The 20436-nt window shown below is 39.5% G+C and carries 17 protein-coding genes; 10 read left to right on the forward strand and 7 right to left on the reverse strand.

The window, feature by feature from the left end; genetic code table 11:
- Positions 1-31 precede the first annotated feature (31 nt).
- Positions 32-2101, reverse strand: coding sequence for a thioredoxin domain-containing protein (locus PL11201_RS15015; protein ID WP_079679751.1), 2070 nt, complete (start codon positions 2099-2101; stop codon positions 32-34).
- A gap of 180 nt (positions 2102-2281) precedes the next feature.
- On the opposite strand from PL11201_RS15015, the gene PL11201_RS15020 reads away from it, so the two are divergent.
- Positions 2282-3847, forward strand: a complete 1566-nt coding sequence (locus PL11201_RS15020; protein WP_079679752.1) for an outer membrane protein assembly factor BamB family protein — start codon at positions 2282-2284, stop codon at positions 3845-3847.
- A 4-nt stretch (positions 3848-3851) separates the two neighbouring features.
- On the opposite strand, the gene PL11201_RS15025 is transcribed toward PL11201_RS15020, so the two are convergent.
- The 4 genes from PL11201_RS15025 to PL11201_RS15035 all read right to left on the reverse strand — a co-directional run bounded on the left by PL11201_RS15025 (position 3852) and on the right by PL11201_RS15035 (position 7810).
- Positions 3852-4085, reverse strand: coding sequence for a prevent-host-death family protein (locus PL11201_RS15025; RefSeq protein WP_079679753.1), 234 nt, complete (start codon positions 4083-4085; stop codon positions 3852-3854).
- Between the two features lie 115 nt (positions 4086-4200).
- On the reverse strand, positions 4201-7353 hold the full coding sequence (locus tag PL11201_RS15030; protein WP_079679754.1) for a type ISP restriction/modification enzyme: 3153 nt from the start codon (positions 7351-7353) through the stop codon (positions 4201-4203).
- Between the two features lie 66 nt (positions 7354-7419).
- Positions 7420-7560 carry a PIN domain-containing protein gene (locus tag PL11201_RS26085; protein ID WP_159451546.1) on the reverse strand — a complete coding sequence of 47 codons (141 nt, stop codon included), beginning with the start codon at positions 7558-7560 and terminating at the stop codon, positions 7420-7422.
- Positions 7529-7810, reverse strand: coding sequence for an AbrB/MazE/SpoVT family DNA-binding domain-containing protein (locus tag PL11201_RS15035; RefSeq protein ID WP_079679798.1), 282 nt, complete (start codon positions 7808-7810; stop codon positions 7529-7531). Before PL11201_RS15035 ends, PL11201_RS26085 begins: the two co-directional genes overlap by 32 nt.
- A gap of 318 nt (positions 7811-8128) precedes the next feature.
- Between PL11201_RS15035 and PL11201_RS15040 the strand changes: the two genes are divergently transcribed.
- Both PL11201_RS15040 and PL11201_RS15045 read left to right on the forward strand, forming a co-directional pair.
- Complete coding sequence (locus PL11201_RS15040) at positions 8129-10666, forward strand: glycogen/starch/alpha-glucan phosphorylase (protein WP_079679755.1); 2538 nt, start codon at positions 8129-8131, stop codon at positions 10664-10666.
- Positions 10667-10798: 132 nt separating this feature from the next.
- The gene (locus PL11201_RS15045) at positions 10799-11884 is read left to right on the forward strand and encodes an S-layer homology domain-containing protein (RefSeq protein ID WP_079679756.1); all 1086 of its coding nucleotides are present in this window, start codon (positions 10799-10801) and stop codon (positions 11882-11884) included.
- Between the two features lie 36 nt (positions 11885-11920).
- Here the strand turns inward: PL11201_RS15045 and PL11201_RS15050 are convergent, their stop codons facing one another.
- Positions 11921-12367, reverse strand: a complete 447-nt coding sequence (locus PL11201_RS15050; protein WP_079679757.1) for an SRPBCC family protein — start codon at positions 12365-12367, stop codon at positions 11921-11923.
- A 144-nt stretch (positions 12368-12511) separates the two neighbouring features.
- Between PL11201_RS15050 and PL11201_RS15055 the strand changes: the two genes are divergently transcribed.
- The 6 genes from PL11201_RS15055 (at position 12512) to PL11201_RS15080 (ending at position 17903) form a co-directional block, all read left to right on the forward strand.
- A complete protein-coding gene (locus PL11201_RS15055; protein ID WP_159451547.1) occupies positions 12512-13795 on the forward strand; it encodes a HEAT repeat domain-containing protein in 1284 nt (427 codons plus the stop codon).
- Positions 13796-13972: 177 nt separating this feature from the next.
- Positions 13973-14965 (forward strand): LysR family transcriptional regulator, encoded by a 993-nt coding sequence (locus PL11201_RS15060; RefSeq protein WP_079679759.1) that lies wholly within the window; start codon positions 13973-13975, stop codon positions 14963-14965.
- Between the two features lie 51 nt (positions 14966-15016).
- Positions 15017-16120 carry an anthranilate phosphoribosyltransferase family protein gene (locus PL11201_RS15065; RefSeq protein WP_079679760.1) on the forward strand — a complete coding sequence of 368 codons (1104 nt, stop codon included), beginning with the start codon at positions 15017-15019 and terminating at the stop codon, positions 16118-16120.
- On the forward strand, positions 16117-16704 hold the full coding sequence (locus PL11201_RS15070) for a molybdenum cofactor guanylyltransferase (protein ID WP_079679761.1): 588 nt from the start codon (positions 16117-16119) through the stop codon (positions 16702-16704). The genes PL11201_RS15065 and PL11201_RS15070 overlap by 4 nt, the downstream gene beginning before the upstream one ends.
- 204 nt (positions 16705-16908) lie before the next feature.
- A complete protein-coding gene (locus PL11201_RS15075; RefSeq protein ID WP_026788612.1) occupies positions 16909-17250 on the forward strand; it encodes a hypothetical protein in 342 nt (113 codons plus the stop codon).
- Between the two features lie 461 nt (positions 17251-17711).
- Entirely contained in the window at positions 17712-17903 is a 192-nt protein-coding gene (locus PL11201_RS15080; protein WP_079679762.1) for a hypothetical protein, read from the forward strand.
- Positions 17904-17921: 18 nt separating this feature from the next.
- On the opposite strand, the gene PL11201_RS15085 is transcribed toward PL11201_RS15080, so the two are convergent.
- A complete protein-coding gene (locus PL11201_RS15085; RefSeq protein ID WP_079679763.1) occupies positions 17922-18962 on the reverse strand; it encodes a diguanylate cyclase domain-containing protein in 1041 nt (346 codons plus the stop codon).
- A 164-nt stretch (positions 18963-19126) separates the two neighbouring features.
- On the opposite strand from PL11201_RS15085, the gene PL11201_RS15090 reads away from it, so the two are divergent.
- On the forward strand, positions 19127-20416 hold the full coding sequence (locus PL11201_RS15090; RefSeq protein ID WP_079679764.1) for a lipid-A-disaccharide synthase-related protein: 1290 nt from the start codon (positions 19127-19129) through the stop codon (positions 20414-20416).
- Positions 20417-20436: the final 20 nt, after the last annotated feature.

Genomic DNA, 20436 nt, shown 5'->3' on the forward strand with positions numbered 1-20436 from the left:
CGCCTCGCCCCTACACAGCCAATAATTTAAGTTAAGAACGAGTTTGACTAGCTTGCAACTGTTGTAACAGTTCTTCATGGTTTTTGGCAGGTTTATTACATTTTAATCCCTGACAAACTAAGCCGATAATATCATCGGAAAGCGTGTTATCAACTTTAAAAATAGTCGAGGGAAAATACTGCACACCTAACCCTAAAATTTGTTCGGGAGAAGTCCGAACTAGGGTATTATTTCGATACCAGTCCAACGCCGTAAATAAACTAGGACAAGCTTGGGGGGATTTCTGCATCACGGAACTAAAGGCGGTTAATCCCTTTTCTGCCTGGTCTAAAAATTCCAGATTTTCTGTTAATAAAAACAGACGCACTAAATTAGCAATAGCGACCCCATTCGCCGAGGGAGTGGCATTATCAATATAACTGCGTTCTCGAACTAATAAATCTTTTCCGGTATCTTGGGCGGTATTAAAATAACCTCCTAATTCCACACTCCAGAGTAAATTATTAAATTCTTCTTGAACTTTTTTCGCCTGTTCTAACCAGTAATCGGGTGATACTAAACTGGGGGTTAATATTAAACTAGCTTGGTGTAAATCAATCAAAGATTTAACTAATAAGGCATAATCTTCAGATTGAGCTACAACATCCGGTTCTCCTTCATAATTGACTCGATGTAAACGTCCCTCTAACCATTGATGATTTAGGATAAATTGAGCCGCTTTTGTGGCTAATTCTAAATATTCAACTTCTCCAAAAACCTTTGCAGCTTTGGCTAAACCGGAAATCATTAAACTATTCCAAGCCACAATCATTTTAGTATCTGTAACCGGAGGAATTCTACCTAACCAATGATGGGTTTTTGCCTCCTGATTATTGCGGGCGGGGGGAAACAGTTTCAAGGTTTCTGGTATTTCCCCATAACGAACTTTAAACAGTTTTTTTAAACCCGATTCAATCGTATCACTTAACCCATCTGCATTGCACCGTTGCAAGACATTTTTACCTTCAAAATTTCCCGATTTTGTAATCGTAAATTGTTCTTGTAGGGCGGCATATTCTTCAGAAGTTAATATTTTTTCTAATTCACTATTATTCCAAACATAAAAAGCTCCTTCTTCCGGTTCTAACTCCTCGGGAGTCGTAAAATTATCCGCATCTTGGGAAGCATAAAAATAACCTTCCGGGGCGATCATTTCCCGTTTTAACCATTCAACAGTTCCCTGAATTGAACGTTTAAAGGCAGGTTTTTGCATCCCAGCACTCCATAAATCCGCTAAATATTCAACAATTTGCCCGTTATCATAGAGCATTTTTTCAAAGTGGGGAACTGTCCAGGTCGGGTCAACGGTATACCGATGAAATCCCCCGGCAACGTGATCATAAATTCCCCCTAATGCTAAGTCTAAACCCCGTTGGGTACAGGCTTCTTTTCCATCATATTTTGACTCAATATTAAACCGAATTGTTCGTAATGCCATCTCGGAATAGGGAATCATGGGAAACCTTGGCCCCCCATATTCATTGCGACTAATAACTCCAGTATTAGCGTCTAATCCTATTTTTAATAAATCTTCAGTTAATTCAGAAATGGGTAAAATTGTAGACCGTTGCAAGTTCGTCATGATTTCATCTTTAAACGCTTGCAATTTAGTTTTTTCTAAGTCATAAAATCGACGAATAGCTTGTAAAACTTCTAAAAATCCGGGTCTACCATAACGGGGTTCTAAGGGAAAATAAGTTCCGCCATAAAAGGGGATTCTTTCATCGGGAGTTAGGAATATATTTAACGGCCATCCCCCTTGACCCGTCATCATTTGTAAGGCTTGCATATAAATACTATCAATTTCTGGACGTTCTTCTCGATCAACTTTAATGGGGAGAAAATGTTGATTCATATATTGAGCAATTCCAGGGTCGGAAAATGCCTCTCCTTCCATGACAGTACACCAATGACAACTAGAATAACCAATTGAAAGAAATATGGGTTTATTTTGCTGATTTGCTGTTGCTAAAGCCTCGTCACACCAGGGCCACCAATCAATCGGATTTTCTGCGTGTTTGCGAAGATAGAGACTTTTGGATTCAGAAAGACGATTAACCATTAGAAATACCTAAAGATGTTTTGAGTAGAGACGTTTCATGCAACGTCTCTACGGGGATTATTAATTATATCAAATCTGGGTACGGATTTTTTGATTAGCAATTCATGGTTTAATATTAAGTAGAGACGTTGCATGAAACGTCTCTACGGGGATTATTGATTATATCAAAATTTTAAAATTATGGTTTCTCGACGACGCTTTAATCAACTTGCTGCTTATTTTTCTTTGGGATCTCTACTGCCTTCGGGTGTTTCTCAATTCTTTAATTTTAACACATCTGAGGCAGAAGTTCAAGAGAAATTTAAAACTTTATTATCAATTTTAGATCCAGAAATTGAGTTATTAATTCCCACTTATTTGGGTAATGATCAACGGCGTTTTTATGGGCGAGGAGTGCCAGAAAATCTGAAAGAAATTCATAAATTTCCATTAGGAACAGGGGTAACTTATGTGGGACGTACCCGTAAAGTTTGGAGTGGGGCGGGATGGACAGGACAACCGACTATTACCCGCGATCGCGGCAAAACCTATTTAATTATAGGAGCTTTTGACCATTATTTAAGAAAAATAGAATTAGACACTCAAAAGGAAATTTGGAGATATAAATTTGATGATGTGGTTAAAGGAACTTCAAGTATTTATATTGATCAAACGGCAAAAGATGAGAACCGAATTGTCGTTTTACAAGGAAGTCGGAGCAGTCTGTCTAAAGGAGGATTAGCGACAAGTTTTCGGGCAATTTCCTTTAGGACGGGAAAAGAACTCTGGAAGTTAAATTTACGTTCTACCCCAAGTTATAGTCGAGATAATGATAGTTCGCCGTTATATTTAGGGGATGGAGTTATTTTTAATGCGGGGGAAAATGCGATCGGTTATTTTCTCAATAGTTCGGTTAAAACAGCCGAAAAAAAATCGGGTTTCTTACAACCTCAAATTCTATCAGAAGTCAAACTTTATGAGGATGGAGATAGTAGCAGACATGGAGGAAATTTAGTTAGTGAATCCTCACCATCTCGGTTAGATAATCGAATTTTTATGGCATCGGGTTCGGGACATATTTATGGAATTGATTTAAAAACTAGAAAAATTATTTGGGATTTTTATACGGGTTCTGATATTGATGGGTCGGCGGTTATTTCTCAGGAGGGGAAGTTATTTTGTGCAATTGAAAAACAATATATTCCGGGAAATGGAGGTGTGCTTAAACTCAATCCTAACCGAGAACCTCAAGAGAGTGTGGAATGGTTTTTACCCACCCAAAATCGAAAATTCAATACCTGGGATGGCGGTATAATTGGTTCTGTCGCCTTAAATGATGAATATAACCCCGATGGATTTCCGGCTATTTTTGCCACCAATGCAATTGATGGTTATTTATATATTGGTTCTCAAATGATCACAACGGATAAAAAGGTTTCGGGGCCATTAGGAAAGGGAGAATATAAAACTCCTTTAATCTTAGTCCAGGAAAAAATCGGAGCGTCGATTTCAACACCTATTTTTACCGATGGTTATAAATTAATAACGGCGGGATATAATGGGGTTTATTTATTTAATTTATATTGGGAGGAAGCCAGAGCAAATCAAAGCAAGGCTATTCCTAACCAACGGGGGGAATATTATCGGTTAAGAGTCGAACAAAAGGGAAGATTTAAACCCGAAGTTTCCTTCGAGTCAACTCCTATAGTTTGGAATGGTCAGGTGATGATTTGTGGACGAGATGGGGGATTATATACATTAGGTTGAAACATCAGAAACCCGGTTTCTCGCTTAAGGGTAATAATCCTTCGTCCACGTCTGCAAAGTCTTCGTCTAAGGGTTCAAGGGTAGAAAGGGTTTGTAGGAGGGATTTTTTCTGGACGGGGGAAATAATAGCGAACGGGATACCGTCTTGGATGATGGTGAGGGTTTCGCCTGTTTTTTTTGCTTGGTTAATTAGAGTTTGGAGGGTTTCGGGAAGTTCAGCAAGGGTAATTTGTGTCATGGTGGTTTCTAGGGTTAGGGAAGATCAACTTGGCCTACATCTATTTTAACTGTGACGGCGGTACAATATTCTTTTAATAGTATTACTATTACCCCACCGAGTGAGGACGCTCGCACTACTCGATGGCAATTTTATCAATCTCTTTCATTAGTCTATCGGTTTCCATTAAGGCAACAATAATTTTTTGATAATGGAATATGTCTTCAATTTCTAATTTTCGATCTTTGCGGTCTTTGAGCCATTTTTGAGCGGGTTGATAGCCACCAATATAAAAGTTATAAGCTATTTCTGGAACAGAATTAAAATACTGGGTGTTGTTGATATAAACTTTACCGTCTTGATACTTTGGTTTTGTGACAATATTATCTCCGTCTATAGGATATTGTGTAATATATTTTTCAACAGTTGGGCTTTCTAATAAATGGATTTGTCTAATTTCCCCACCTAATTTGACCAATTGCCAAAAAGTGTTTTGGTCTTTGGGATAGGGGACTCTGGGAAAATCAATTTTTAGAAACTCTTTATATTTTTCTCGGTAATTTGGCGAGTGTAAAACTGCATAGATATAGTCTAAAATATCTAGGGGTGCAAATGTGTTTTCTGTGGTTTCTTTCTCGTTGGTAAAAGTTAATCCTAATTTTTTTGCTATTTGCTTTACAATTTCTGTGTTTAGGTTTGGTGTTTTCTCTGGTGTTTGCCAGATGATTTGTTGTCCGTTGGTTTCGGGATAGAGATAAAGAGGAAATAAATTTACACCACCACGTCTAAACATATTTGCATCAACTGGATTTTTAGAAACAGTTGTTAAACACCATTCAATATCTCCAATTGCCAAACCTTGTCTGCCAATACCAATTAACAAATTTTCTTTTCCTAAAACATTTTGGATTAACTCTTTTCTGGGATAATCCATCATTACATAACTGAAATAGCAAGGTCTATTATCAAATGGTCTATAACCGCAATGTATTGCTTTCTTTTCCCAATCAATATCTGACTGAATTTCTGTTCTTGCTTTTGCCAATTTCCAATCACGATTATCGCTAATTGGATATTTTTTAAAAATGTCTTCGTTTGATAATTCTTTGTTGATTAAGTCTTTTGCACGTTTTTTAATTTCATTCATTTCAAAATCAATGGCAAATTCGTCTCTATGGGTCTGAAAGCCCATTACGTTTACTTGAAATAAATTTACTGGATTAATTCCTTCGTTATATTTCAATAGTTTAGTTTCATCAATGCGTTTGAAAAGAAAACTGTTTTTAAAAGGAGTGAAGTCATTAAATGAGATTGATTTAAGAGAATTTTCGGCAATAAAATCATACTTTAATTCTCTTTTTCCAAATAAGTCATAGTGAAATACTTTGCCCAATTCGTTTGCTTTCTTTTTACCAGTTTTTACAAAAATATTTATTGAAACGCCTTGCTCAATATCAAATACATTTACGTCTGCACTTCCATCAGGTGCAGTTTCTTTTTTCTTTGCATTTCCGTGTAAATCTATTGTATAAATTTTGTCATACGTCTTTAGCAAGTTCCAACGCATACCCCTGAAAGTTGGATTATCTAAAAAACCGTGAGGATTAATAAAAGCCAAAACACCACTTCCATTTTTTTCTATAAAGTGCTGTCCGTAACGCAAAAACTTTACATAATCATCGTTAATGAATTTTGAGTTTTGTTCTTTCAGTTTTTGTTTTCCGCCTGGTTCTTTTTTATAATCTTCCATTAAGCTCATAATCCATTCACCCTTATTGGCACTTTCTCCGCTATAAGGTGGATTCCCAATAATACACATTACAGGCGTATCTCTTTTAATATAATTCGCTTCATTAGCTTCGGCACTTAACCAACTTGCAAACAGCGTTCCCGTGTCGGGGTGCTGTTCTTCTAAACTGTTAGTAAGGTAAACTCTAAAACGTTGATTTGTGGTGGGTTTGTAGCCTGTTTCTGTTAATAGTAAATCTAATTGAAGATGTGCCATTGCATAACTCGCCATCAGCAACTCAAAACCGTTGAGACGGGGCAATAAATGGGTTTCTACATAATTGCTCCAAATCCCTTGTTGTCCGGCAAATTTGTTATGAATATGTTTAATAACTTCCGCTAGAAAAGTTCCAGTTCCGGCGGCGGGGTCAAGGATTTGGACTTTGTGAACTTCCTGCTCAACCAGTTTTCCCTGCACATCAACTTTGATTTTAGTTTTGCTAGAGTCCGCCAGTCCTTGGGGTAAATCAAATTCGGTTTTTAAAATATCATCAACCGCTCTAACTATAAAATTTACAACGGGTGCAGGTGTGTACCAAACACCACGAGCTTTACGCAATTTTGGGTCGTATTCACTTAAAAAGGTTTCGTAAAAATGGATAATTGGGTCTTCCATTTTTGTAGATTTACCGTAATTCTTTAAAATTTCTCCGACATTACAAGCCAAAAATATTTCTACTAAATTATCGACTATCCATTTAATTCGATCATCAATATCTGGCCCAGCAATGTATCCAAATAGCTTTCTTAAAAACGGATTTGATTTAGGAATCAGTTCCGCAGCTTCCTGTCGGCTAAAAGTTTCTAAATCCGGGTCATGTAATCGAGCCGCAAACATCCCATAAGCAATAGTTTGAGCATATACATCAGCAAATTCTTTAGGGGTAATATCGTGAATTAGGATTTTCTTAAAAGCACCCATTTGGTCTTTAAGCGTACTATTTTCTTGGTTAATTTCGTCACTCATTAAGGCTTTTTCAATGACTCCAGAAAGAAGACGAGCTTTCCCTGCCATCATTTCTGCTAGTTTTTTAGGACTTTTGATCGTTTGTCCGATGTGAGTACAAAAATCTCTAATTAGGTTAGTAAATGTTAAAAAATTTTCGGGTAAAGATTTAATCCCTGTTTCTGTTACTTCTCCTATGGCAATTTTAGTAATAAATTCACCCTCTCTATATAAATGAAAGTCAAGATAATCGGTAAATATTAAATTATTTAAAGAAGTTTTATAACGATCAAATTGTTCTTTATTCCCAGTTTTTTTAGCCCCTTTAAGGTCTTTATCCCCAATATCTTTGGCTTCTATAAAACCAACGGGTATATCTTTTTGGGTTAAAATATAATCCGGCGCTCCACAAGATTGCCGTTTAGGTTCGTTGGTCGCACTAATAGCAGGAACCAAATTTTCAATCAGTTGTTGTAAATCGCCCCGAAACGTATGTTCAGTTGCATTACCTAATTGATAACGCTTATTGATATTTTGAATGTATTTTTCTATCATTAGTTAATTTATTAAAGATGATCGCCTTGTTTCTATAAGCCCTAGTCTAGCTTTAAAAACTGATAATTATTCAGGACTATCAATTAAGTTTGGATTTTTAACAAAATTTCGCCTTAATTCTTGAGCTTTTTTGATAAACTTTTCATCAAAAGTATAGAACTCCAAACAGTCTTGACTAGCTGCTAAATGAAAAGCATCCGCGATCATACCATACTTCCTCAATACCCTGACGAATTGCATCATTAAATGCTTCAATAGATTGGGGTTCACCTTGATACTTTAAACAACCTGCCACCTGCTCTAATTGTGTTTCTGGAAACGGTTTTTTTGCTTTTAATAAAATACCTTCTCCTGTGTCTATGACTAGAATTTCTTGCCCTTCTTGCCAACCATAGATCGTTTGTAAAGATGCCGGGATTTGAACTAAACCCTGACCAGATAGTTTTGTGATTTCCATAGGTTCCATTGTTTACTCGATAAAATCATAACCATATTATAGAAAAGTTGTTCTATTTTTAAAAATGCGATCGCCCTTTTCCCCACACCCCATATCAAAATTTCCCCAGAGGGATGATCGGGCCAGGACAAACAGGCTAAAATATGTCCCAACTTGATCAACCCTAAGTTCTTATTAAGTTTTCCGCCATCGGAAACATCCAGAGGGAAAATATCAGCAAACCGTCATCAATACAACATCACGAACTCAGCGCGAGTCTGTATTCTATATACCTGGATGATCCTTTACCATTGATTGATGCCCACCCAAGGAGAATAAATGACTGAATCGTTAATTCCGATTAATGAATGTCCCATCCAAATCGAGGATGATCGGACTGGAACCAGTGTGGAAACGCTGAAACGGGCGTTTGCCGATAATCTATTCTATGAGCTTGGCAAATATGAAGCCATTGCCTCCAAGGAAGATTTTTATATGGCCTTAGCCTATACCCTGCGCGATCGCCTGTTAAGCCGCTGGTTAAAAACCTTTAAAACCTACGATGACAATAACGTCAAAATCGTTTACTACCTATCGGCCGAATTCCTGATGGGGCGACACCTGGGGAACAGTTTAATTAACCTGCATCTGTACGATCGCATCCGTCAGGCCGTCGAAGAATCGGGACTAGATTTAGATGAACTTCTCGAACAAGAACCCGATCCCGGCTTAGGAAATGGGGGTTTAGGACGATTGGCCGCCTGTTTCCTCGACTCCCTCGCCACCTTGGAAATTCCCGCCGTGGGCTACGGAATTCGCTATGAATTTGGGATTTTTCACCAAATCATGCAGGATGGCTGGCAAGCCGAAATCCCTGATAAATGGTTAAGATTTGGTAATCCTTGGGAAATTCCTCGCCCTGACCAGGCGATTGATGTCAACTTTGGGGGCCATACCGAAACCTATCACGACGAAAAAGGCCGGGAACGGATTCGCTGGATTCCTGCTAAAACCGTGATCGGGATTCCCTACGATACCCCGGTTCCCGGCTATGATACCAACACCGTCAACCCCCTGCGACTGTGGAAAGCCGAAGCCAGTGATGCCTTTAACTTTGACGCCTTCAACGCCGGAAATTATGATGGGGCGGTGGCCGATAAAATGCGATCGGAAACTATCTCTAAAGTCCTCTATCCCAATGACAATACCCCCCAAGGGAAACAATTGCGCCTGGAACAACAATATTTCTTTGTCGCCTGTTCTCTGCGGGATATTATCAAACGCCATCTCAAACACAACAGTAGTCTTTATAACCTGAATGAAACCGCCGCCATTCAGTTAAATGACACCCATCCGGCGATTGCGATCGCGGAATTAATGCGATTATTGTTGGATGAATATGGCATCGATTGGGATTCCGCTTGGCGCGTCACCCAAAAAACCTTTGCCTACACCAACCATACCCTCTTACCCGAAGCCCTAGAAAAATGGTCTGTGGGTTTATTTGAGTATTTGTTACCCCGTCATTTGCAAGTCATCTATGAAATTAACCGCCGTTTTATTGATGATGTGCAGCGTTGGTATCCCAATGATGATGACTTAATCAGACGATTATCTTTAATTGAAGATGGGCAGGAAAAATTTGTGCGGATGGCCCATTTAGCCTGCGTCGGTAGTCATGCGGTGAATGGTGTGGCGGCCCTGCATACGGAGTTATTGAAACAAGATACCCTGCGGGACTTCTATAAACTCTGGCCCGAGAAGTTTTTCAATAAAACCAATGGTGTCACCCCTCGACGGTGGATTTTATTAAGTAATCCCACCTTGTCCGAGTTTTATAGTTCTAAAATTGGGGACGGTTGGCTGAAAGATTTAGACAAACTGCGTCAATTAGAGGCCTACGTTGATGATCCCGAATTCTGCGAACAGTGGCATCAAATTAAACTGTACAACAAGAAACTGTTAGCCGATTATATCTGGAAATTTAATGGGATTGAAGTTGACCCCCATTCTATTTTTGATATTCAGGTGAAACGGATTCACGAATACAAACGCCAACATCTGGATGTCCTGCATATTATTACCCTCTATAACCGGATCAAACAGAACCCCAATACCCATATTTGTCCCCGGACTTTTATCTTTGGAGGAAAGGCGGCTCCCGGTTATTTCATGGCGAAATTAATCATTAAATTGATTAATGCCGTTGCTGAAGTGGTGAATAAAGATCCCGATGTGCGCGGCCGTTTGAAAGTGGTATTCTTGGCGAACTTTAACGCTTCTTTGGGTCAACGCATCTATCCAGCGGCGGATTTATCCGAACAAATTTCTACGGCTGGAAAAGAAGCCTCTGGAACCGGAAATATGAAATTTGCCATGAATGGTTCCTTAACCATTGGAACTCTCGATGGAGCCAATATTGAAATCCGTGAAGAAGCCGGGTTTGAGAATTTCTTCCTGTTTGGATTAACCGCCGAAGAAGTTTATAAATTAAGATCCCAGGGCTATAAACCCATGGATTACTACAATCACAATGCTGAATTAAAAGCGGTGATCGATCGAATTTCATCGGGTTATTTCTCCCATGGCGATCAGGAAATGTTTAAACCTTTGGTGGATTCCTTGATGTACCACGATGAATATATGCTTTTCGCCGATTATCAATCCTATATTGATTGTCAACGGGAAGTCAGTGTGGCATTTCAAGATTCCAAAAAATGGACGAGAATGTCGATTCTCAATGCTCTGCGGATGGGTAAATTCTCCAGCGATCGCACCATTGGCGAATATTGTAAAGAAATCTGGAACGTTAAATCCGTCCCCGTAGAAATGGGTGGATATAACCCAGAAGCCGCCGGATTGCGAGTTATCAATTAATCTTTGAGTCCGTTAAAACCAGGTGAATTTTATCCCCTAAATTCCCCTCGTTTTTTGTCTATTTGAAAGGCACTCTTTAATCCCAATTAAGGGGTGCTTTATTATTCTTCCACTTTATTTTGCCAGTAATCCATGTCACAATCCTATCCCCCCAATCCTCGGTCTAATCTCCCCCTAGATGAGATCATCGCCATTGTTGTTGCCCTAGCCACAATTGGGACAATTTTATATTGGGTTTTAACTCAACCCAACCGAAAATTAGTTCTCAACCCCGATTTAACCTCCCCCACAACCCTCATCCCTTCCACCAATCCCACCGTCGCCAAAAACCCAGAGGATTCCTTTCCCGATGCGGTTTCCCCTGCGTCCGAAACTCCCACCCCAGCAACAACAACCCCCATTTCACCGACCCCACAGGTGAAACAACCGACCTCAGCTATTTTGGGATTAGCCTTTTTAATCCCAGCACAAAAACCAATTCAGCCCTCCCTTAAACCCCAAGTTATCCCAGTTCTTCCTCCGTCCCAGAACACAACTCCAACAAAAACAAAAACCGCTTGTTCGGTTCAACCCACAGCAGGAAATATTTGTACAACCCCTTTAGCTTCTGCCATCGTCCCATCTTCCACAACAACGACCGAATCCCATTGGGCGACTCCATTTATCCTGTATTTTGCTAATCAAAATGGGGCCGTTAGATCGGATCAAAAACAGTTTAAACCCGATGAAAAAATTACCCGAGAACAATTTGCCACCGAACTACAAAAGGCGTTTAATCCTAAACCGGAACAACCTGCTATTCAATTTAAAGATATTCCCCGAAACTCGGCAACTAAATCTGCTCTGAAATCCGCTAATCAATCGGGTTTTTTAGCCGGATATCCCAAGGATATATTTCAACCCCAACAGTCAATTCCTCGGGTTCAAGTTTTAGTAGCTTTAGCCAGTGGGTTAGGCTTAAAACCTGCGACTAATTCCCAAGAAACCCTAAAAATATTTCAGGATGCGGATCAAATTCCTCCTTGGGCAATTGAAGGTGTGGCGGCGGCAACGGAAGCCGGATTAGTGGTTAATTATCCTGATAAAAATACTTTGAATCCAAACCAATCGGCAACTTATGGGGAAGTGACCTCAATGATTTACCAAGGGTTAGTCTATCAAAAAAAAGCAGAACCAATTTCCTCTGACTATTTAGTTAAACCTGTTGAAAAAAAATAGCAATTCTAATTACGAATTACGAATTACGAATGGGTTTTAGGTTTCACATTCCTTTTTTGTGATTTGATGACGATAATCAAACATATCTTGTAAACGACTATTAACCCAATTTCCTAATAGTTGTTCGACTAATATTCCACCGGGTAGGGAAAATGCGATCGCATCCGTTAGACGGGTATGACCATTTTCAGCCACAAATTGATGTCGATGTACCCAACTTTCGACCAGTCCTTCCTGTTGTTCATCGGTAAATAACTCATAGGGTTTATATTCAGTATGAACTGCAACCCATCGCACCGAAATTAACCATAATCCTATCCGAAATTCAGAAATTGCCCCTATTTCTAATCCCCCTTCCCGTCGCAGGATTTCTACAGGTTGCCAAGGAGGAGTTAACACTTGTAAAATATCGGGGCGGGTATGAAACTCCCAAACTACTTCTACAGGGGCATGAATAATCGAAGAATATTTAAAGTGTTGCATAACATTCTAAAATTAAGATAATTTATAACTATAGCAAGTATAAATGGATTGTAACATTTTAATAATGATATGAAACAGCCGGAAGTATTACCCTGTTCCCTGTTTCCTGTTCCCTGTTCCCTGTTCCCTTTCTTAAAAAAAATTATGGAAAATTCAGAGATTGATTTTTCACAACAAGATCCAAAAGCATTACTGAATTTAGTTTTAACTCAGTTAGAACGGGGAGATTTTCAACAAAGATGGGAAATTAGTAAGATTTTACCCGATTTAGGCACCATTGCCCTAGAGCCACTGCTTAATATTTTACAAGATGAAACAGCCGATGTAGAAATGCGTTGGTTTGTGGCTCGAATTTTGGGGAATTTTAAATCAGAATTAATTATTGAGCCCTTAATTAATCTACTTAAAAATGCTAAAATTGAAGCGACAGAAGCAGAAATATCTCTGCACGAAATAACTACAGTTACCTTAGCAGGTTTTGGAATTTCAGCGATCGCACCTTTAACTCAATTATTAGAAAAACCCGATTCCAAATTATTAGCAACCCAAACCCTGGCTCAAATTCGTCATTCTGAAACTATTCCTCCCTTATTAACCGTTGTTGATGACCCAAATTCTCAAATTAGAGCAATGGCAATTGAGGCATTAGGGAGTTTTCGTGATCCTAGAGTTATCCCGATTTTATTAGCAGCTTTAAATGATCCCGTTGCTGATGTGAGAAAACAAGCCGTAATTGGATTAGGAGTAAGATTAGATTTATTAGAAAATATCAATTTAGTCGAAAAACTGAAACCCTTATTATGGGATATTAGACCGGAAGTTTGTCAACAAACTCAACTCGCTTTAGCCCGTTTAAAAACCGATGAAGCTGCTACTGCCATCTTTGAACAGGTGCAATCTCAAAGTGTTCCCCTTGCCTTAAAAATAGATGGGGTTCGTTCCTTGGGATGGATCGAAACCGCTAAAAGTTTAGATTATTTACAGGAAATTTTCTTGACTTTTGATCCTCAATTCAATCTAAATTTAAACCCAATAACAATAGAAGAAATTACCCTAATTCAAGAAACTGTTCAGTGTATAGGACGAATTGAAACCAGGGAATTGCAGGAACAAGCTACTCAAATTTTAATCAATTTGATTAATAGTAATCATCCCGCAGTTTCCGATCCCAAAATAAAACAATTGATTGCATTAGGATTGGGAAAACTAGGGTTAATAGAAGCAATCAATCCCTTAATTAACCTTTTGGTTGATCCGAATCCCTCAGTAAGATTCCATTGTATTTCAGCCTTAAAACAAATTGAACCAGAACAAACCTATCAACATTTACAAAATTTATCCCAGCAAGAAAATATTAGTTCTGATATTAAACAGGCAGTTCTCATGGCTTTATCAGAAATTTGTAGGGGCGGGTTCATCGAGATTTAGGTAATTAACAAAGATCTAAAAGAACCCGCCCGTACCTAAAATCAGTCATCGGTTACCAGTTATCAGTGTAAATGATTAATGATAAATGTTTACCTATAACTTTTTACGGTCTACTGTTTACTGTTTACTAATGACTAATAACTGTTTACTGTTTACTGATAACTGATAACTGTATTTATGCGTTTAGAGCAACTGCAATCTTTTCTGTCCGTTGCTGAGACCGGAAGTTTTCAACAAGCAGCACGGAAATCGGGTCTAACTCAATCAACAATTAGTAGACAGGTACAAGGACTAGAAGAAGAACTCGGTTTACCCTTGTTTCACCGCACAAGTCAAGTTAAATTAACAATTGGAGGTGAACGTTTTTGGCCCTATGCTCGTAAAATTTGCCAAACCTGGGATAGTGCTAAAGAGGAAATCGCATCTTTGTTGATGGGCAAACAACCGGAGCTTTGTGTAGCGGTGATTCATTCGGTTTGTTCCTCCTATTTACCCCCGGTTTTACAGAAGTTTTGTTATGCTTATCCAGAGGTTCAGTTAAGAGTAACCTCCCTGGGAAGTGATCGAGCTTTAAAAGTTCTGAAAGATGGATTAGTAGATATTGCCATTATTATGAATAATCGTTCTTTTACCGTCAGTGGAGAACTTTTAGTTGATATTCTATATCAAGAATCGATTCAAGTATTAATGGCAAGTAACCATCCTTTAACCCAATATGCTCAAGTTCCTTGGGATGAATTAATTCGTTATCCCCAAGTTGTTTTTAAAGATGGTTATGGAATGCAGCGTTTAGTTCAAGAAAACTTTAATAAAGCCGGGGCAAAACTGAATGCCGTTTTAGAGTTAAATACATTAGATGGGTTTCGCGGTGTCATTCGTCAAGGAGAACTAATTGCATTATTACCCTATTCCGCCCTGGTAGAAGCTAAAACCGATCCGACTTTGGCGGTTAGGGAATTAGCTTCCCCTTCCAAACCTTCGGCTTCTTCTGATTTAATTGCTGAGGATGTAGATACAAATTGGACTCGTGAAGTGGTAATTGTAACCACACCCGATCGAATGCAAATTCCTCCGATCGCCTATTTTTGGCAATTAGTTCATGACTGTATTCCCCATCAAAGAAATGGATCAATTAGTTCTGTAAATCCTCAAATTACTTTGTTGAAATAACCTTAGCGTTGATTGCTATAGTGGATAATCTTACATTTAAAACTTATAAACATGAGTGATCGATTTAGGGACTTACTTCGTCAAGTGGGCAGTGGTACCCATACCAGTGAAGCATTAACCCGTTCTCAAGCAGCCGAAGCTATGAAATTAATGCTATTAGAGGAAGCAACTCCGGCTCAAATTGGTGCATTTTTGATTGCCCATCGCATCCGACGCCCGACGGGGGAAGAATTGGCTGGAATGTTAGATGCCTATGAAGAAATCGGCCCTCAACTTCAGTCCGTTACTTCCGCGCCGTTTGTATTGGGTTGTCCATACGATGGTCGGTCTCGCACGGCTCCCATGGCCCCCTTAACGGCCTTAATTTTAGTCACCGCCGGGGTGCGGGTAATTTTACACGGGGGTCAGCGAATGCCCACAAAGGAGGGAATTCCTTTAATTGAAATTTGGCAGGGGTTGGGGTTGGACTGGTCTAAATTATCCTTAACACAAGTACAAAAGGTATTTGCCGAATTGGGTTTGGGGTTTGTTTATCTTCCCCAACATTTTTTGGCCGCCGAAAAGTTAGTTACCTATCGTCGGGAAATTGGGAAACGTCCGCCTCTAGCGACAATGGAATTGATCTGGAAACCCTATCTAGGGCCAGCAACGGTGGTCTGTGGGTATGTGCATCCCCCGACAGAAACTATGTTTAGGGAGGCGTTTCGTTGGCGGGGGGAGACGGAATTTATTACGGTTAAAGGTTTAGAAGGCAGTTGTGATTTACCCCGCGATCGCACTTGTATTATTGGGCTACGTCAACCTAGTCAACATACTCAAGCCTTGAAAAACCCGACAAAAATACCAGCACAACTCGATGATATTTGTTTTGAACGATTATTATTACATCCCCGGGATTACGGGTTTGAAGGTCGGGAAGTTCCTCTGTCCTCCACTCCGATTTTAATTGAACAAATTCAAACGGTTTTAACGGGTCAAAGTAGTGAATTTATGAAAGCCGCCCTCTGGAATGGGGGTTTTTATCTCTGGCGTTCTGGGGTGTGTCAAAATTTAGAATCGGGATTATCAATGGCTGAATCTCTACTAACCCAGGGGAAAGTTCAGGCTAAATTACGGGAGCTTCAACATTATTTTTTGCATGGGGATTTGAAATGATGGACAAAGATCTATCAATTGCGGCTTTAATTCTAGCTGGGGGACAAAGTTCTCGCATGGGTGAGGATAAGGCTTTTGTTCTTTATGAAGGAAAACCCCTGCTTCAGCGAGTTTATCAAGTGGCGGCGGTCTGTAGCCAAAAAGTATATATTGCTACCCCTTGGCCCAAACGGTATGAAACTCTATTAACCGAGGATTACGAAGTTATATTAGAGACGGAACCGAACCAAGGGCCGTTAATCGCCCTATCCCAAGGATTATCACAAATTCCCTTTGATTGGATTTGGTTATTAGCCTGTGATTTGCCTCGATTAGAACCCGCTATTATTCAACAGTGGCAAACCCGTTTAACCCTTCTCCCCGATACAATTTTAGCCGTTGTTCCTCAAACCCAGTCCCGTTGGGAACCTTTATGTGGGTTTTATCGCCGTTCCGCCTATGACCATTTACAAGGGTTTATGGCTCCCGGGGGCCGATCATTTCAACGCTGGTTAAGTCAAATTCCTGTAGAAGCCATTGAGCTATCGGAAGCAGAATCAGAAATGTTATTAAATTGCAATAGACCCGACGACTTAAAACCTTAAAAAATAATTAAATTATTAATTAAATATTGTTATCAAAATTAAATCTTTTTTTGATGTTTGAGGTGGGGTTTTCCCTACTTGTGAATTTTTGCAAAATCCGATCCAAAATCCCAAAAATCTGGGTAAGTTGTAAGTAAATTTACTTTCTTCAGCCAATTTACCTGCTATAACCAACAAATACTTAAAAATGGACAGGAGGAACCGATGGTATACACCTTTGATCTAGTGGGTGTTTCTCCCATTCTTGCCTTTTTTTATGAACAACAGGAATTAAACCAACAACCCGCCCCAGGGGTTGAATACTTGGGAAATCATAAGTGTACCCTCGATACTTTTATTGAGTCTGTGCAAACGGTTTCTCCTCAACGGGGTTGGAATGTCGATCAAGTGGTCGATACGGTAATTCACTTCTGGATGAATAACGCCGACAGCATCCAATATTGGAAAACGCGCCTAGAGGACGCTGGACAGCAAAATCTATTAGTGGCTAGAGTTGCCGATATCAAATTCCTCCGCAATACTTTTGAATCCCTACTGGAAAACTAATCAAAAAAAGAGTGATGCAGTTAGTCACATCTGCTGGTGCATCGCTCTTGAGTTTTTTCCGTCAGATGTTTCACAGTCTTTATTTAACTAGAAGGTGAAGTTTTAGAATACCCCCCCTGATGGGTGACTCCCCGCTCCCCAAATCCTCAAAATAGAGCGAAGATAAAACACAAGAGCATCGACAACATAGGGTGTAAACCTTAGTGAAGTTTATACAGGCTCATTGACTAAGCCTTTAAGAGTCCGTATTTGGACTTTTAAAAATCTCGGTGAAGGGGCGCATAGCCTATTTACTCGGAGTGTCAAATCCAGAAGCGGCTAATTCTTATGTGCATCGACCGGAGCCGCTTCCCATATCCCTCGTGCAATTCTCCAGGGTGTGATCGGGTTGTCACCACCTTGTTATGTTCCTATTCTGTTCAATCAGGGCATCGATTTTAATAGCCATCAGGGGTCATCTCATGAAAAATATTATTGTTTTATTAGGACTTGTTGCGTCTACAAGTTTTACCGTGTTTTCCGTACCTTCTGCCCATGCAGTCCCGTCCAAATCCCAGGTAAATCAAACCACCCTCGATCATTGGACAACACTGAGTTACACAGGGAAAAATGAGGATGGAGACACAGAACAAATCGATACTAAAAAATCTTAATTCCTATTGAAGCTGTTTCTAACGCCAACGGACTCCCACCCCAATCCGATCACCCCCTTGCTGTTTGGCCTCCTGTAGTGCTTCTTCGGCAATGGCGATCAACGGATAGGGGGGCAACTCCGGTGTGGGAATCGCTGTGGCTACCCCTAAACTTAGAGTCAGGTGGGGACTGATCTCCGATTTGGGGTTAGGGATTTCCAGTTGTTGAATCTTAGCTCGGATCAGTTTGGCTACTTCGATCGCCCCAGCCCGGGCTGTATGGGGAAGCAAAATTGCAAATTTTTCCCCACTATAACGCCCCACTAAATCCGCCGGACGTTTAATACAGGCGGCCATGGTTTGGGCGATGGTTTGTAAACAGATATCTCCTTGATCAAATCCATAAAAGTCGTTATAGTCCCTAAACCGATCAATGTCTCCAATAATCAAGGATAAATGTATTCTTTCCCGGGCTAAACGTTGCCATTCTCTTAATAAATATTCATCAAAGTAGGGACGATGGACTAATTGAGTTAGGGGGTCAAGGCGACTCAAATGCTTGAGTTGCTGCGTTGTCGTTTGTAACTGTTGACTGATTTGCTCCAGTTGACTTTCGGCGGTATGACGGGCGGATATTTCCTGTTCCAGTTGAAGTAAAGATTCGCTTAAAATTTTCTGACTTTGACGATAATGCTGGCTATTCTGGATTCTCAGAATAATTTCTGGAGGATGAAACGGTTTTCTGATGTAGTCACAATAGCCGTCATAGTCTAAGGGAATGGAATAGCTATGATCAGAATATGAAATCAATAAAAAAATAGCAACATTTTGTTGATTATTTTCACAATATCGAGAAAAATAGTTAAGATTTAATCTTTGATCTTCAAGTTCTGAAAAATCCCAAAAAATAATATCAGGAATCTTAGTCTGTAAATATTCTAAAGCCACATTTGCATTTAAAGATCTTCTGATTTGATACCCTTGCTCACCCAAAATTTGCGATAAAATTTGTACATTCTGATCATCAGAATCAATAATTAAACAATCCAATGGGGGAATTTTTTGGGTAGGTAAAATCATATAATTTAATCGGATGAAATAAGGTTCAAAAACAGAATTGCTTCATCAAGTATCCGCATAATCAGTCAAGAATAAATCACAGTTTTTTTATCAGTAGAAACCTTGACTTTATTGATTTAACTGATAACTGATAAAATATTACAACCTATTGAGGAAGTTAGACCATGACTGTCAAAATTCTATCGGTGAGTAATGGTCATGGGGAGGATGCGATCGCCGTTAGGATTTTACGAGAACTCCAAAAACAGCCCCATCCCCCAGAAATTGCCGCTTTACCCTTAGTGGGACTAGGACAAGCTTACACTCAACTAGACAACGTTCCCATTATGGGATCAGTAAAATCCCTACCCTCTGGGGGATTTATTTATATGGATAAACACCAACTCTGGCGGGATCTACAAGCGGGGTTATTTCCCTTAATTATTCAGCAATATCAAACTATTCGCCAGTGGGTAAAACAAGGGGGAATAATTCTCGCCGTTGGGGATATTGTTCCTTTATTTTTAGCTTGGTTAAGTGGGGGAAATTATGCTTTTATTGGAACCGCAAAATCCGACTATTATCTCCGGGATGAACAGGAAAAATTACCCCTAACTGGAATGTGGAAATGGTATAAATATTGTGATTCAATTTATTTCCCTTGGGAACGTTGGTTAATGAATCATTCTCGATGTTTAGGGGTATTTCCCAGGGATACTATAACAACTCAAACCTTACAAAAATATGGAATTCCAGCTATTGATTTAGGAAATCCCATGATGGATAATTTAGAACCCAATATTTATAATTATACTATTGATCAACTCCAGATTGAAACACAGCGATCGCTATTCATTACAATATTACCTGGTTCTCGTTCTCCCGAAGTTAATCGAAATTGGGATATAATTTTACAAGGAGTAGATGCAATTATTCAAAGCTCGATCCGATCAACAGAAAATTCCCTTCCTAGCTATCAACAATTGGTATTTTTAGGTGCGATCGCCTCCAGTTTAGACCTGCAACCCTTTTGTCAATCTCTCTTGCTTCACCAATGGCAAGAAACCCCAGATTTAAGATTACCTAATCTTAACTTTCCTTGGGGTCATGGAGAATTAATTTTTTCTCAAAAAAATGCTATATTAATCTTGACAAATCAAGCATTTAATGATTGTTTAGCTTTAGGGAATATTGCGATCGCCATGGCTGGAACTGCAACAGAACAATTTGTCGGTTTAGGGAAACCTGCGATCGCAATTCCCGGCGAGGGGCCACAATTTACCCCCACCTTTGCTAATAATCAACAGCGTCTATTAGGGCGATCATTAATTATAGTAGAAAATCCGATAGAAATTCCTGAAATATTGCGATCGCTTCTGCTTAACTCCGATCAATTAAAATTAATTGCAGAAAACGGAAAACGTCGCCTCGGACAACCAGGTGCGAGTCGTCGCATTGCCCAATATCTATCCTAGTAAGCCCTGAAGGGCTTAAT

Source organism: Planktothrix sp. PCC 11201, assembly GCF_900009135.1.
Classification (GTDB): domain Bacteria; phylum Cyanobacteriota; class Cyanobacteriia; order Cyanobacteriales; family Microcoleaceae; genus Planktothrix.